General features: G+C 42.2%; 14 protein-coding genes. 7 read left to right on the top strand and 7 right to left on the bottom strand.

Features of this window, described 5'->3' with window-relative positions; translation table 11 throughout:
- From dnaX to QO189_RS06830, 5 genes are all read right to left on the bottom strand, one after another.
- On the bottom strand, positions 1-1,364 hold a 1,364-nt coding region (gene dnaX, locus QO189_RS06850; protein WP_371532322.1), incomplete at its 3' end, for a DNA polymerase III subunit gamma/tau.
- A 151-nt stretch (positions 1,365-1,515) separates the two neighbouring features.
- Positions 1,516-3,048 (bottom strand): lysine--tRNA ligase, encoded by a 1,533-nt coding sequence (gene lysS, locus QO189_RS06845; protein ID WP_371532104.1) that lies wholly within the window; start codon positions 3,046-3,048, stop codon positions 1,516-1,518.
- Positions 3,049-3,099: 51 nt separating this feature from the next.
- Entirely contained in the window at positions 3,100-3,489 is a 390-nt protein-coding gene (locus QO189_RS06840; protein WP_371532103.1) for a hypothetical protein, read from the bottom strand.
- A gap of 48 nt (positions 3,490-3,537) precedes the next feature.
- A complete protein-coding gene (gene prfA, locus QO189_RS06835) occupies positions 3,538-4,626 on the bottom strand; it encodes a peptide chain release factor 1 (protein WP_371532102.1) in 1,089 nt (362 codons plus the stop codon).
- Between the two features lie 255 nt (positions 4,627-4,881).
- Positions 4,882-6,027, bottom strand: coding sequence for a beta-ketoacyl-ACP synthase III (locus tag QO189_RS06830; protein ID WP_238038258.1), 1,146 nt, complete (start codon positions 6,025-6,027; stop codon positions 4,882-4,884).
- A 277-nt stretch (positions 6,028-6,304) separates the two neighbouring features.
- On the opposite strand from QO189_RS06830, the gene pnuC reads away from it, so the two are divergent.
- The 4 genes from pnuC to creD all read left to right on the top strand — a co-directional run bounded on the left by pnuC (position 6,305) and on the right by creD (position 9,968).
- Entirely contained in the window at positions 6,305-7,009 is a 705-nt protein-coding gene (pnuC, locus tag QO189_RS06825; protein ID WP_371532101.1) for a nicotinamide riboside transporter PnuC, read from the top strand.
- Positions 6,960-7,574, top strand: coding sequence for an AAA family ATPase (locus QO189_RS06820; RefSeq protein WP_371532100.1), 615 nt, complete (start codon positions 6,960-6,962; stop codon positions 7,572-7,574). Before pnuC ends, QO189_RS06820 begins: the two co-directional genes overlap by 50 nt.
- Before the next feature lie 57 nt (positions 7,575-7,631).
- The gene (locus QO189_RS06815; RefSeq protein WP_371532099.1) at positions 7,632-8,156 is read left to right on the top strand and encodes a TIGR00645 family protein; all 525 of its coding nucleotides are present in this window, start codon (positions 7,632-7,634) and stop codon (positions 8,154-8,156) included.
- Between the two features lie 174 nt (positions 8,157-8,330).
- Positions 8,331-9,968 carry a cell envelope integrity protein CreD gene (creD, locus tag QO189_RS06810; protein ID WP_371532098.1) on the top strand — a complete coding sequence of 546 codons (1,638 nt, stop codon included), beginning with the start codon at positions 8,331-8,333 and terminating at the stop codon, positions 9,966-9,968.
- A gap of 118 nt (positions 9,969-10,086) precedes the next feature.
- Here the strand turns inward: creD and QO189_RS06805 are convergent, their stop codons facing one another.
- Entirely contained in the window at positions 10,087-10,770 is a 684-nt protein-coding gene (locus tag QO189_RS06805; RefSeq protein WP_371532097.1) for a DUF421 domain-containing protein, read from the bottom strand.
- Positions 10,771-11,062: 292 nt separating this feature from the next.
- Here QO189_RS06805 and QO189_RS06800 point away from each other — a divergent pair, with 292 nt between their 5' ends.
- Positions 11,063-11,980: a DMT family transporter gene (locus QO189_RS06800; RefSeq protein ID WP_371532096.1), complete on the top strand. Its 918-nt coding sequence runs from the start codon at positions 11,063-11,065 to the stop codon at positions 11,978-11,980.
- A 262-nt stretch (positions 11,981-12,242) separates the two neighbouring features.
- Here the strand turns inward: QO189_RS06800 and QO189_RS06795 are convergent, their stop codons facing one another.
- Positions 12,243-12,656: an organic hydroperoxide resistance protein gene (locus tag QO189_RS06795; protein WP_371532095.1), complete on the bottom strand. Its 414-nt coding sequence runs from the start codon at positions 12,654-12,656 to the stop codon at positions 12,243-12,245.
- Between the two features lie 165 nt (positions 12,657-12,821).
- On the opposite strand from QO189_RS06795, the gene QO189_RS06790 reads away from it, so the two are divergent.
- On the top strand, positions 12,822-13,682 hold the full coding sequence (locus QO189_RS06790; protein ID WP_371532094.1) for an AraC family transcriptional regulator N-terminal domain-containing protein: 861 nt from the start codon (positions 12,822-12,824) through the stop codon (positions 13,680-13,682).
- A 562-nt stretch (positions 13,683-14,244) separates the two neighbouring features.
- On the top strand, positions 14,245-14,574 hold the full coding sequence (locus QO189_RS06785) for a hypothetical protein (protein ID WP_371532093.1): 330 nt from the start codon (positions 14,245-14,247) through the stop codon (positions 14,572-14,574).
- The last annotated feature ends 63 nt before the right edge of the window (positions 14,575-14,637 follow it).

Here is a 14,637-nt window from a genome sequence, read left to right as displayed (position 1 = left end):
TCAGCAATTGGCTCAGGACTAGTAGCTGAGTATACTACGCTATCATTTTGTCCGATAGAGTCATCTATGCTGAAACTATCATCATTATAAATAGGGCTTTGTAATTCATCATGACTTTGCGCTTGATAGTCAATATCATAAGGCTGTAATGGCGCTGACGCTTCATGCGTAATAGCGTTTGAAGATGGCATTGAAGAAGTTGGCTCTATGACTGGCACTTCTATAGAAGAAAAATTAGTGTTATTAGTAACGCTCAATACTTCATCGACTGGCAATGGACGAAATGCCAATAGTCGCAAAATACACATCTCAAGCGCTTGCATAGGGGTACTGGCAAGCTTGACGCCTTCACGCGCTTGTACAACGATTTCATAGTACAGCTGCAATACATCAGGACTGATATGCTGGGCGAGTATATGAATGTCTTTTGCTTGTGCCTCATTGACGTTGAGGGCAACTTCTGGCAATAGCTGGGTCAATGCCAATTGATGTAATAGCTCAGCCAGTCCATCAAACATACTGGTTGCATCGACCATTTGCGCACGCATCTGCTCAATATGTACCGCAACAGCGGACTTATCATGGTTATAAATATCTGTAATTAGACGTACCAAGTCAGCAGCATCGATCAGGCCAAGCATTGCATTGACAGTCGCATCATCAAGCGCACCTTGACCAAAAGCAATAGCCTGATCTGTCAAGGATAAAGCATCACGCACAGAGCCTTTGGCTGCACTTGCAAGTTGCCAAATGGCAGGCTGAGTATACCCAACCTGCTCTTTAGTTAAAATATTTGATAAATGCTCGCTAAGTAATGTTTGCGGTAGTGGACGCAGCACGAACTGCAAGCAGCGCGAAATAATCGTAATCGGTAATTTTTGTGGATCAGTGGTCGCTAGTAAAAACTTTACATGCTCAGGTGGCTCTTCTAGCGTTTTGAGAAGCGCGTTGAAACTGTGGGTCGACAGCATATGTACTTCATCAATCAAATAAACTTTATAACGGCCTTGGCTTGGCGCATAAGGAACGTTGTCTAACAACTCGCGCGTGTCTTCAACCTTGGTACGAGAGGCGGCATCAATCTCGATAAGATCAATAAAACGCCCTTGATCGATCGCCACACAATTATCACAAACCCCGCACGGCGTGCTAGTAATACCCGTATCACAGTTCAAGCATTTAGATAAAATACGCGCAATCGTCGTCTTACCCACACCGCGGGTACCAGTAAACAGATACGCATGATGCAGACGGTTATAATCAATCGCATTAATCAGCGCTTGCGAGACATGCGTCTGCCCAATCAACTCATGAAAGTTTTTGGGCCGGTATTTGCGAGCTAAAACTTGATATTGCTGCGACATAGCTATCCATTGTGCCAAGTGGTTAATATTCTTATTTTTAATACGGTTTTTCGGTATTTATTATAGCAAAAAGCCAGCGCATTCGTCTGGCTTCTTGCTGATTTGATTATGACTCAGCCGCGCTTAATAAGCGACTTTGTTTAACGACTCATTAATCATTTTTGCGGCGCATGTGCGGGAATAAAATCACATCACGGATACTGGCTGAGTCAGTAAATAGCATCACTAGACGATCAATACCAATACCTTCGCCTGCTGTTGGCGGCAGACCATAAGACAATGCTTCGATATATTCTTCATCAAAGTGCATCGCTTCATCATCGCCCGCGTCTTTTTCGGCGACTTGACCACGGAAACGCTCCGCCTGATCCGCTGGGTCATTAAGCTCGCTAAAACCATTCGCCAACTCGCGACCACCAATGAACAACTCAAAACGATCGGTGATCTCAGGATTGTCATCACTACGGCGTGCAAGTGGTGAGGTCTCAGCTGGATACTCAGTGATAAACGTTGGCTGACGCAATTGATGCTCAGCGGTTTCTTCAAAGATGATGGTTTTTAATTTGCCCACACCGAACACCTCTTTCACTTGTTGCTTAAGTGTATTAGCGACATAATCAGCTAAATACTCACGATCATCAATGCGGCTCATATCAAAGCCTTCAGCATATTGTGCAATCGCATCAGACATGGATAAACGAGCAAATGGTGCTTTTAGGCTGATGGCTTCTTCTTGATAGGTCAGCTCTGTTGTGCCCAATACGTCGGTTGCCAGCTGGTTAAACATACGCTCAGTCAAATCCATCAAATCATGATAATCAGCATAGGCTTGGTAAAACTCAATCATCGTAAATTCAGGGTTGTGGCGGGTTGAGACCCCTTCATTACGGAAACTACGGTTGATCTCAAATACGCGCTCAAACCCACCAACGACCAAGCGCTTGAGATAAAGTTCAGGTGCAATACGTAGGTATAGTGGCATATCTAAAGCATTATGATGCGTCTCAAATGGACGTGCTACCGCGCCACCTGGAATCGGATGCATCATTGGCGTTTCAACTTCCATAAAACGCTCATTCAGCATAAACTGACGAATGTCGCTGACGATCTGACTGCGAACCATAAAGGTATCGCGAGTCGTTTCATTGGTCATTAAATCAAGGTGGCGATTGCGATAGCGCGCTTCTACATCTGCTAGGCCATGGAATTTGTTTGGCATCGGACGTAGCGATTTAGTTAATAAGGTAATCTCTTCGATATGCACATATAAATCGCCTTTGCCCGAGCGACCGATATAGCCTGATACCCCAACGATGTCTCCCAAATCTAGGGATTTGATACTTGCACGCGTCTCGTCATCAAGCTCTTTACGCGCCACATATAACTGGATACGGCCCGTCATGTCTTGAATTACGATAAATGAGCCACGGTTGAGCATGACACGACCTGCCACATTTACCTGTGTTTTTTCACCATTCGCGGCTTTTTCTTCGATTTCTTGTTTTGATACACCATCAAAAGCCGTTTGCAAATCTTGCGCATAATCCGTACGTTTAAAGGTATTCGGATACGGCTGTTTGCCTGATGCGCTGATATCGTCTAGCTTGGCTTGCAGCTGTGCGATTAGCTCATTGGTATCTTGTACTGGAGTTTGGTCTTGATTTTGATTATTGGCTTTTGACATAACACTCTCAAATGTTGATAAGTTAGTTTTTATATTTAAAAATTTATAAGATTAATCTACGCACAAAAATCCTTTAGCGACGCCGCCCTCAATAGTTTGACGGCAACCAAAAGGGTTATCATTGGCGGCACAGGTTCCGGTGACGTTTGCCGTGCCAGCTTCAATAGCAGTATCCGAATTGGTACATTTGCCTTGGCACTCAGAACTGTCGCTACAAGATTTTCCTGCATCTGAAAACTGCTGTACGCAGCGATAGGCTTGTAGTCGACCTTCTTTGGTGTACTCACCGCCTTTTGCAAGGCATTCTTTTGCCAGCATCTCTACGCTTTTGGATGCAGAATTGGCATTATTTTGTTCTTCTGTCATTGCTGGTGTCTGACAGGCAGATATAAATAATAAGGAAAACAAACCCATAAAAAATAAAGCTAAGCGATTATTCATTATATTTCTCACCTGTAAGATATGGATTTATTGACCATTAAAAAGCAATTAGTCACCGCCGATGCTGGCCATCAAGTCAGCCTGATGCTCACGTAACAGTGCATCAAGAATCTCATCCAAGTCACCTTCCATGATAGAGTCAAGCTTATATAGCGTTAAGTTGATACGGTGATCGGTCATACGGCCTTGTGGAAAATTATAGGTACGGATACGCTCTGAGCGGTCACCACTACCGACCAAGTCACGGCGTATAGAGTCCGCTACATCGACCTGCGCTTGCACTTTGGCTTGCTGGATTTTAGAGACCAGCATCTTCATCGCATGCGCACGGTTTTTGTGCTGACTACGCTCTTGCTGACACTCTACCACAGTACCAGTCGGAATATGCGTCAAACGTACGGCTGAGTCAGTGGTGTTAACGTGCTGACCACCCGCGCCGCTTGAGCGAAAAGTATCCATTTTAATATCGGCAGGATTGATATCAACGGTATCATCGATTTCAACTTCTGGCATGACCGCAACCGTACAAGCTGACGTATGCACGCGACCTTGGCTCTCAGTTTCAGGAACACGCTGTACACGGTGAGCGCCCGATTCAAACTTTAGACGTCCATATACGCTATTACCCGATACGCGAGTGATGATTTCTTTATAACCGCCATGTTCCCCTTCATTTGCAGAGAGCACTTCTAGTGTCCAGCCTTGGCTCTGCGCGTATTTTTGATACATGCGGAACAAGTCACCAGAGAAAATCGCTGCTTCATCGCCGCCCGTCCCAGCACGAATCTCCAAGAATGCTGGCACCTTATCGTTAGGATCTTTTGGTAGCATCATGACATTAAGCGCTTCTTCCATCTCTACGATAGTATCACGCGCCGTCTCAATCTCATCGAGCATCATCTCTTTCATGTCAGGATCTGTCGCGTCAGCTAGCATCGCCTCAGCATCGGCCTGATCCGTTTCTGCGCCCAAATAGTTCTGCCATAAGGTCGTGATGTCCATCAAGTCGCTGTGCTCGACAGACAATTCGCGAAATTTATTATTATCACTGATGACACTAGGATCTGATAACAAGGCGGTGACCTCTTCATAACGGTCTACCATCTGGTCTAAACGCAGGCGTAAGGATTCTTTCATAAAAGGACTTTTAATTGGATAAGAGGAATAAGCCCGTGATTATAGCAAATTTTTTGGGGTAAATTAAAACCTCTAAGCATTCTTCTCGATATTCTGAGCAATCTTGTCACTATACTCTCAAATATCTCTACTTATTCTTAAATAAAGATACTTGGTTCTGATATCAAGATTAGTAGACAAAAAAATAGCCAAGAAGACTCTTAGCTATTTTTATCTATAATATTGTTATCTATATAAAGTTGTCGTATTGAGACGTTAGACTTTACGAACCAATACTGAGCCAATAGAGTAACCGGCACCAAATGAGCAAATAACACCCAAATCACCTGATGCTAGCTCATCCTTATAGCGATGGAATACAATCATAGGGCTCGCTGAGCTAGTATTAGCAAATTCAGCAATGACGCTTGGAACAATCGCTTTATCTGCTTCTTTACCGATGACAGTGCGTAGAATCAAATCTAGCATATTGGCATTGGCTTGGTGTAGCCACATCATCTTAACATCAGAGGTCGGTATATCATTTTCTTGTAGATGCTCAGTGATAACCTCAGACACCTTTGGACAAACTTCACGGAATACTTTGCGACCATTTTGCAAAAACAGTTTATCAGTGACCGGCGCTTTGATGTCTGGATACATCTCTGTTTGCGCGGCTAGATACTCTGAGCGATCCATAAAGCCATATTCGTTTTTGATATTGGTCGAAAACTGAGTAAACAGTTTAGCATTTAGAATCTCATAACCCTTCGGTGTGTCTAATTCTTCAACAATAGAAGCTGTCGCCACATCACCAAAGATAAAGTGGCTGTCACGGTTGCGCCAGTTTAGATGCGCTGAAGTGATTTCAACATTAACCACAGCGATACGCTTAGCCAGACCAGAAACGATAGAGCCATGCGCTTGCGATAAACCAAACGTTGCCGCACTACAAGCAACGTTCATATCATAAGCAAAGCCGCCTACCATCCCAATCTCATTCTGAATTTCGATGGCAACCGCAGGATACGTACGCTGGAAGTTTGAACAAGCAAGGATGATACCATCTAGATCGTTGGCTTCAAGTCCAGCATCAGCCAATGCGTCTTTTAACGCAGCTGCACCCATTTCTGCCATAACAGACAGCTCTTCACCTAAGTTACGATAGGCAATGACTGGTGCCATGATTTCAGGGTCTAAAATACCGTCTTTTTCCATCACATAACGTGATTTGATACCAGATACTTTTTCGATAAAAGCGGCCGAAGAAGGCTGAAGTGCTGTAACAGTCTCTGCTGCTATCTCATCAGCATGCTTTGCATTATAATTTTCAACATACTGGTTAAATGATTCTACTAACTCTTCGTTACTAATGCTGTAAGGTGGGATATACAGGCCTGTGCCCGTGATACAAGTCGTCATGATACGCTTCCTTGTCTACTACTGTGGTGCTTGGAATAAGCATAAAAGTGGAAAATAATAGCCATTCAATTTCAGTGAATAACTGTAAACTTAAAATCAGTGCCTTTATTATGCCTGAATATTAAATTTTTTCTAATGCTTTGTTACAAATAATCTGTTTCTGGCGATAAATAAGCAAAGACTCACGTCATTCTTTGATAGCTACGTTATAATTAGCGCCATTTTGCTCTGTGTAACCAACTAAGCACTCGATACACGCTCATCTTTAGGAATACTAATGGCAGAACTTCTTAACTGGTTATTTGGTCAATATGCGGACTACTCCACGACATTTATCGTCCTAGAGTTGATTGCCGTGGTCTTTGGTGTGGCAAGTGTCTTGCTTGCCAGCAAAACCAACATCTTAGTATTTCCAATTGGCTTAGTCAGCACGGCGATATTTGTGTATTTACTATGGAAGTGGCAGCTGTTTGGCGATATGTTCATCAATGCTTACTATACGGTGATGAGTTTATATGGTTGGATTAACTGGTCAAAAAACAAAAAGAATCAGTCTATAGAGGCTCATGAGTCAAACAACGTCCGTATTGAGCACTTACATGCAGGCGATATACCTATCTTGTCTGCTTTGGCAATAGCAACCATGTCGTTTGTGGCGCTGATATATTATTTCCGTCCAGTGATTAACAACGGCTTTAGCTTTGATGGTGCCGTCCTTGGTGTGCATCTATTCACTTGGGTGGACTATACCGACATGCTCACTACAGCTTTGTTCCTGATGGCAATGTGGCTTATGGCAAGGCGCAAAATTGAGCATTGGATACTATGGATTATTGCTGATGCGATATCGGTACCACTATACTTTTATAAAGGCTTTACTTTTACTGCGCTACAATATGTAGTCTTCACTCTCATCGCAATCTGGGCATATTATGAATGGCAACGACGCTACCGTATACAACCTCGAGCAGCATACGCCTGAATCTGTCATTACTGTTGCGGTTTTGGGCGCAGAAAGTACGGGGAAAACAACCCTATGCCGTGATTTGGCAGCGCACTTCGATAGTCTGTGGGTGTCAGAATATATGCGCACTTACTTGCAAGCGAAGTGGGATGATGAGCATCTGACTTGTACATGGGATGACCTACTACCTATCGCACAAGGTCAGATAGCGTTAGAGAACAAACTGGCCAAACAAGTCACCCAAATGTCTAATGAAAACCGCTATTTGTTTTGTGATACCAGTCTGTTTGAGCTAATGGTCTACTCTCATTGGTATTATGACGACTGCCCTGCCGCTCTTGAGCAAGCAGCATTGGCGCATCATTATGATTTGATACTATTAACTGAGGTTGATATACCATGGGTGGCTGATGACCTGCGAGACAGTCCGCACCAACGTGATGAGATAAGTGCCTATTTTGCCAGTCAATTAAGTAAGCACCGAAAACCGTTTCAGCGTATTAGTGGCGATAGAAAAGAACGTGTCCGGCAAGTAGTAACGCAGCTCGCTAATATAGACAACATATCGCCTGACCAGAGCTAAACTTACCTATATTTATATCTTTAAAACTTTTTTGTATTTGAAACTGAAGAGATACCCATGCTAAAGAAGTTTGAGCTTTACTTAGAAAAAACCATATTTAATAGCCGCTGGATACTGGCGCCTTTTTATCTAGGGTTGGTGTTAGGTATTATTTTATTATTTATTAAGTTTGTCCAAAAGCTATGGTATATGTTTGCTGATATTCTCATAGCTTCTGAAGCCAGCGTGATCGTAGACATACTGGTATTGGTTGATATCTCGCTGGTTGCCAGCTTATTGCTCATCATTATATTCAGTGGCTACGAGATTTTTGTCTCAAAAATCGACACTGGCACTCATGATGATCGTCCTAGCTGGATGGGAAAGGTGGATTTTTCGGGCTTAAAATTAAAAGTCATCGGAGCGATCGTCGCTATCTCGGCGATTGATCTTCTGAAATCCTTTATGGATATCTCCAGTGGCATGAGTGAGCTTGATGCTGATAAACTCATGTGGAAAGTTGTTATTCACATGACCTTTGTATTGTCTGGCTTGTTATTCGCTATTATGGATAAAGTCGTTGGCGATACCAAAAAGCATTAATACTCAAAAAACACTGATTCAAAAACATTGACTTAAAAATCCTGATACCTATCCTTTCACACTCTTTTCATCGTTCCTGCACATTTTCTCTTTATGCCCTCCCTATGATGTTCTTTAAAGCCACAGTCTGCTATCTCGGCAGCTGTGAATTAAAGACACGTAGGAGGCGACAACATGCAAAAAACATTATTGACTAAGTTAACCATCATTGTAGGGCTTTGTATTGTTTTTTTGATCGGACTTAGTATGATTAGCAATATCATCTATGAGAGGCAATACTACGCAAAATCAGTAATACAAGAGATCACCCAGCAGCATGTCAATCCACAAGAAGTCATCACCCCATTTATCGCCGTTCCTACGACAGTCACCCCAGCCTGTCAGCCAGATGCATCAGACACACCAAATATAAAGAGCAAATGCGAGTCACCATACTCGAAAATTGAGACGGTATTTGCCACTCAGACGCAGGCTGCACAAAACCTAAAAGTAAGCACAGACACTTATAAGCGCGGTATCTATAGTGCCACTAGCTATGATGGTCAGCTGACATTCGATCAAAGTTATACGTTTGCAGACACTTTAGGAAATGTAGACAGTACCGTAACAGCACTGAGTAATGATGCAGATTCAATAATGACATCTCCTAATGCAGACAAAACGCAATTAACCCAAACCATCACCCACTGGAATAAGGCAAAACTGCTCATTCCTGTGTCTGATTTACGCGGTGTCGCTACCCTGCCTACCGTCACAATCAATCAAAAATCGATTGGAGCGAGCTATCCTCAGATACCAATGATAGAGGACCTAACCTATGTTGAAGTCAATATTCCTGAAGACGTATTGGCTCAATTAATAGATCCTACTAGCCAGCAGAATAAAGAGACCCTCGTTGCCACGGGCGCAATAGATAAAAATCCAGATAAATCAGAGGTAGATCGCCAACCATCTAACCCCAAAGACAATCAAGCGCTCAAGATTACGATCGATTTGCCCTTATTTGGTATTAGTAATTTAACGACGGTGCCTACTGGGCAGAACTTTACGCTGTCTATGCATAGTGATTGGCAAACACCAAACTTCATCGGTAAGGCGCTACCAAACACTAAAAGTATTACCGATAAAGGGTTTGATGCCAGTTGGCAAAATCAATATCTGACCGTCGCCAACAATCAATCGCTTTCCCAATGTATCAGCACGCCTAACCACCACTGCACCATCATCAATGAACCCACGCTCGATCCCGATAGCCAGTCGTATAACCCTGATTCGTTTGACTCATCAAGGGGGCTGACGGCAGACAGTGCGGCGGTAGCTGGTAGTAATCAAAATGTTCTGTTAAACAGCTTTGGGGTTAGTTTTGCGAGTCCTAATGATGTTTACCTACAAACTGAACGAACCATGAAGTATGCCCTGCTATTAATTTTGGTATCGTTTGGCACTTTCTTTTTATTTGAAGTGCTTAAATCCAGTCGCATTCACCCTATTCAGTATCTGCTCGTTGGCTGCGCGTTATTCGTTTTTTATGTCCTATTGCTACCACTTGCTGAGCAAATCGTCTTTTGGCAAGCATATACTGTAGCCGCTAGCGCATGCGTGGGACTTATTGGTTGGTATAGCTACTATGTATTTGGCGGTTTGAAACGGGCTTTAATTTTTACCGCAACACTCGCTGGGTTATATGCTGCCTTTTTCGGCATTCTAAGTACAGAATATCTCAATCTATTACTGGGCGCGATATTCTGCTTTATGGTACTTGCCTGCGTCATGGTAATGACTCGCAAACTTGACTGGTACAAAGTTACATAAGTGATATAAGACACGCGCTGTATGAAGAAAGTCACATAAACTGATAATAGTTTGAAGTAATGCTGCCTTAGCTTAGTTGATAAAGCAGCATTATCGTTATATTAGCCTAGTCGTTACGCTACTTGACTATCTGATTGTTTAATGCTTTAGCCCAATTATTGCAACTATCCTCACAGCGCGGGCAGCATTTATCAGCTTCTAATATCTGCTCGACATAACCACAATACATACAGGCGTAATGAGCCCCTATCTCTACTTGCTCAACAGCTTGATATTGTTTAGGAAACAATGGCATGCCGTAAACTGTATTTTCAGAGGAATGCAATAAAATACTAAAGTTGCCATCGGTCTCAAGCAAACCAACACGTACCTGACCCAAATGCTCAACGCCTTGTTGACGCATTTCAGCAAAAAACTCATCATGAGACATTTTGCCTTTTTTAATCTTATCCAATACCAGCATGCTATCTTCTACGATATAAAGTGATTTGCCTTCCAACAAGTCTTCAAAAGGCTGCCATTTCATCATAACCCACGTACAGATTCGGTAAAGAACAATAACTGAACCCATGATCAATACGGCTTGAATAATCGGCAAATCCTCAGTAAACATAGGGTCACCCGCGATAGAGCCAAGTGATAGGATAATGGTCAGCTCAAAGATAGAAAGCTGACGAACGCCGCGCTTGCCAGTGAAGCGCAAGAACGTGATAATTAATACAAACATGACGGTGACACGTATTAAGATTTCAACGGCAAACAACCAAGTTGTGTCATGAATAAAAATACTTGCCCAATCCATATTCTCATTTCCAATTTATTTATATGATGTATTGTGTTTAATGAATGTTGTTCTAATAGTTCGTTTGATGCGAAGCACATCATCCCTATTTTCAGACCTTATCGTCAATACAACTATCGTTATTCTCATTTAAGAAAGACTTTTTGCCACAAGTACGACAAAATATCCTGTCTTGTGAGACGGCGATTATTTTCGCTAAAAATAAGCCATCATGACACTAATACATACATACCCAAAACTAAAATCCTATGTTTGCCTGTTTTGTGCCATTTATTCATTGTAGGAATTATTTTTGAAAGCCACTGTTTATACTATTATTGCGTTGATCGCATTTGCCGCAAACTCCCTGTTTTGCCGGATGGCGCTAGCAGAAGGTTATATAGATGCTTGGAGTTTTACGGTCATTCGTCTGCTCAGTGCGGCTGCCTGCCTAATTGTTATCATGACGATTCACGCCTACAGACTACAGCGTCAAGCACTCACCGCTGACAAGCCTGCTGTTGATGCTATCTTAAATGACAAAGGCAGTTGGCTCAGTAGTGTCAGCTTGGTCATTTACGCGCTGTGTTTTTCGATTGCGTATGTAGAGCTTGATACTGGCACGGGTGCTTTGATTTTGTTTTCGGCGGTTCAGCTCACGATGATTGGCTGGGGTATCTACAAAAAAGAACAGCTCAGTGCACTACAATGGTTGGCATTTATCGTCGCAGTGGCAGGATTCGTGTATTTGATGTTGCCATCAGCCGCCATTCCATCACCACTAGCCGCAGCATTGATGGCTATGAGCGGCGCGGCTTGGGGAGTATACAGCATACGCGGTAAATCATGCATCTCACCGCTACGAGCAACAGGGTTTAACTTTGTGCGAAGTTTGGTAGCCGTTCCGATACTACTGCTGGTGGGCCTAATGTATCTGGATGAAATAGGCTTAACGAACATCAGCTTAGAAAGTATTACCAGCGAAGGGATATTGCTCGCCTGTGCGTCAGGAGCGATCGCATCAGGGGTGGGCTACAGTATTTGGTATACTGCAATGCCATTATTAAAGAACACGCAAGCGGCTATTGTTCAGCTATGTGTCCCTGTGATTGCTGCGTTGCTAGGTGCGATATTTTTATCTGAGCAACTAACGTTACCATTTATTATTGCCAGTGCAGTTATTTTAGGCGCAGTCTTGGTGTTTACCTTAAATAAAAAAGTGCCAGCCTAGGGCATGTCACTATTTTAAAAATGAGATAAGTCGCAGGCAAACAAGGAAAATAGTGCAGACAATATCGAGACATTGACCAGCTATTTGATGCTGTTTATCAAAGATAAAGTTTCGCGCTACTATTCTATTCTATTCTATTCTATTCTATTCTACTAGATAGCATAAAACCGCCCTGATTTATAAAAATCGAGGCGGTTTTGTGTAAGCTATCATATTGAGTCAATGATTCGCTTGCTACCAGTAAAAGCAAAGCTAAAAGCCTTTAAATAACGGTCACTTCTAAGCGGGCATCTACATTGCCACGAGTGGCATTAGAATATGGGCACACCTGATGTGTGGCTTCGATCAACTGTTGCGCTTGCGCTTCGTCAATACCTGATACTTCGACATGCAACTCTATATCCAAGTTGTAGCTACCATCTGCTTTCATACCGATACCGACTTGCGCAGAGGTTTTAGAAGCGGTGACAGGCAGTTTCATTTGCTGTGCAACCATGCTCAAAGCACTATCAAAACAAGCGGCATAACCCATAGCAAAAAGCTGCTCTGGATTCACACCTTCTTTATCTTGTTCTTGAAAAGACACCAAATCAAGCCCTAATGAACCATCATCTAATCCAGTATGACCAGAACGTCCACCAGTGGCTGTCGCGCGAGTTTTATAAAATATTTTCATGATTTATAATTCCTTATCTATATTATTAGAGGTCGTACTTACGCTGTTGCGATAAGACTATTATAGAATCGCTGGCAGTTATCCGTTAGAACAGACCTCTATAACTCTTGCCTAATCCTATAGATTTTTATACTATCAGTCATTCTTACAAAACAAGCTATCCTCATGAATCAAGAAACCATTGACCGACTTCTTAATATACTGCCTAGGAATCAAACCCTCGAATCTGATGTTGCAGGGCTATTTTTTTACTGTGCCGATAAACCAAGCAAAGCTGTTAGCTATATCCAAGAGCCAAGCATTTGTATTGTCTTGCAAGGTGAGCGTGAGATTTATTTAGGAGCGGACTGCCAAAGATTCAGTAATAGCCACTTGATGTTTTGTCCTGTCAATATTCCGCTGAGCATGCATATAAAACATGCCTCAGTAGAGAGTCCTGTTATCGTCTTATCCATGAAATTAAATCTCGCCATGATTAGAGAGATATTGGCGCAAATACCCTCTAAAACACCCCCAGCAAATGGTCATTTAGGTATAAAGTGGCCGTTAGATGATGCAATAATGGCAGCGTTTGATCGATTGATAGGCTTGCTTGATTATCCAAACGATATTGAATTTTTGGCGTCACTGATTCAACAAGAGATATATTATCGACTACTCTCAGCGGAGCAAGGTAACAAGCTTAGGCAGTTGGTCGTTGATGGTAGCCATACACACCGTATTGCCCAAGCCACTGACTGGATAAAGTCGCATTTAAATGAGCCTATTATGGTAGAGAGTCTAGCCAATAGATGCGGCATGAGTGTCTCAGGGTTTCACCAGCACTTCAAAGAAATCACCCAATTGAGTCCACTACAGTATCAAAAAAGCTTAAGATTAATGGAAGCAAAACGATTGATTAAGATACAAGGGCAAGGAGCACACATATCGCAAATAGCCATGCAAGTTGGCTATGAAAGCCCCAGTCAATTTAGCCGAGAATACAAGCGGCTGTTTGGAGTCAGTCCGAGCAGTGAGCTAATGTGATAATTGTCTCATCATGTATACCTATAGCGGCAAGATTTTATTATCGTTGTGATGGTAACTCTGGGACTTATCAACGTGAGGTATGTAACGCCTTTATAGCAAAGCCATCTCTACAGCGTACTTACAGAACGATTCAATGAATTGATCATTTATTTACCGCCACAAATTATAAATTGATTGCTATTTTCTAATGCTTTCTAGCGCTATCCTCTTGTAGCTACAAGAGCGCATCTGAGTATCGAAACATTCACTGATATAGTGGATTCAGTTTAAAAAAGATACAGGGCAACCGAGCGCAGATGTATATGTGATACTTCAAGTGAGGCTAACGCTGTAACTATTTTATAGAGGATTGACTATAAACAGATTTTAAGGCAAATATCTACTCAAAATATCTCTATACTTTCTTATTTTTTAGCTAAAAGAGATTTGTTATTCGAATAAAAAACAGTTGACTCATCTATATATTCGTATTATAACATATAATATATATTCAAAATTTTGGATATATAGCGTAGTTCTTTCTACGCATGTTTATCGAAAAGCTTGGGGAGGAAATGACATGATTCGTTTAAGCTACACTCTCAAATGCTGGGCGCTAGGTATCACTTTTTTTTCAGTGTTCTATTTTATGGTCGTCATGAGTGACCCAGGCTTTAGCAAATATATCTATATGTTGGCCCTTAGCACTCTACTCTTCCCCATTGCCAAGCGTGCAGTGGATGTGATGACAGATTTTTTTACCCCAGATCTCGAGCTATTTAATGGATTGCTGCCGTCAATTCTGATTAACGTGGTGATTTGGATACTGACACCATTTATCGTAGCACTGACAGTGATTGCTTTCATGCTTTATAGTATGGGTGTACTGACAGAAAAGATTAGTCATTAAAACCTACTTAAATAAAAGGCCAGATCAGCAGTTGCTAATCTGGCCTTAGCATTCAAGGAAACT

It is taken from the genome of Psychrobacter sp. Arc29, assembly GCF_041431175.1.
Lineage (GTDB): Bacteria > Pseudomonadota > Gammaproteobacteria > Pseudomonadales > Moraxellaceae > Psychrobacter.
The sequence above is the reverse complement of the archived record's forward strand: the minus strand, read 5'-3'. Positions and strand labels throughout refer to the sequence as shown.

What these genes read in the sequence shown, in the direction of transcription:
- lysS (WP_371532104.1), bottom strand. Translation starts at nt 3,048, where the DNA reads ATGTCAAAAGCCAATAATCAAAATCAAGACCAAACTCCAGTACAAGAT.
- QO189_RS06785 (WP_371532093.1), top strand. Translation starts at nt 14,245, where the DNA reads ATGATTCGTTTAAGCTACACTCTCAAATGCTGGGCGCTAGGTATCACT.
- QO189_RS06805 (WP_371532097.1), bottom strand. Translation starts at nt 10,770, where the DNA reads ATGGATTGGGCAAGTATTTTTATTCATGACACAACTTGGTTGTTTGCC.
- QO189_RS06840 (WP_371532103.1), bottom strand. Translation starts at nt 3,489, where the DNA reads ATGAATAATCGCTTAGCTTTATTTTTTATGGGTTTGTTTTCCTTATTA.
- QO189_RS06790 (WP_371532094.1), top strand. Translation starts at nt 12,822, where the DNA reads ATGAATCAAGAAACCATTGACCGACTTCTTAATATACTGCCTAGGAAT.
- pnuC (WP_371532101.1), top strand. Translation starts at nt 6,305, where the DNA reads ATGGCAGAACTTCTTAACTGGTTATTTGGTCAATATGCGGACTACTCC.
- prfA (WP_371532102.1), bottom strand. Translation starts at nt 4,626, where the DNA reads ATGAAAGAATCCTTACGCCTGCGTTTAGACCAGATGGTAGACCGTTAT.
- QO189_RS06815 (WP_371532099.1), top strand. Translation starts at nt 7,632, where the DNA reads ATGCTAAAGAAGTTTGAGCTTTACTTAGAAAAAACCATATTTAATAGC.
- QO189_RS06830 (WP_238038258.1), bottom strand. Translation starts at nt 6,027, where the DNA reads ATGACGACTTGTATCACGGGCACAGGCCTGTATATCCCACCTTACAGC.
- creD (WP_371532098.1), top strand. Translation starts at nt 8,331, where the DNA reads ATGCAAAAAACATTATTGACTAAGTTAACCATCATTGTAGGGCTTTGT.
- QO189_RS06795 (WP_371532095.1), bottom strand. Translation starts at nt 12,656, where the DNA reads ATGAAAATATTTTATAAAACTCGCGCGACAGCCACTGGTGGACGTTCT.
- QO189_RS06820 (WP_371532100.1), top strand. Translation starts at nt 6,960, where the DNA reads ATGAATGGCAACGACGCTACCGTATACAACCTCGAGCAGCATACGCCT.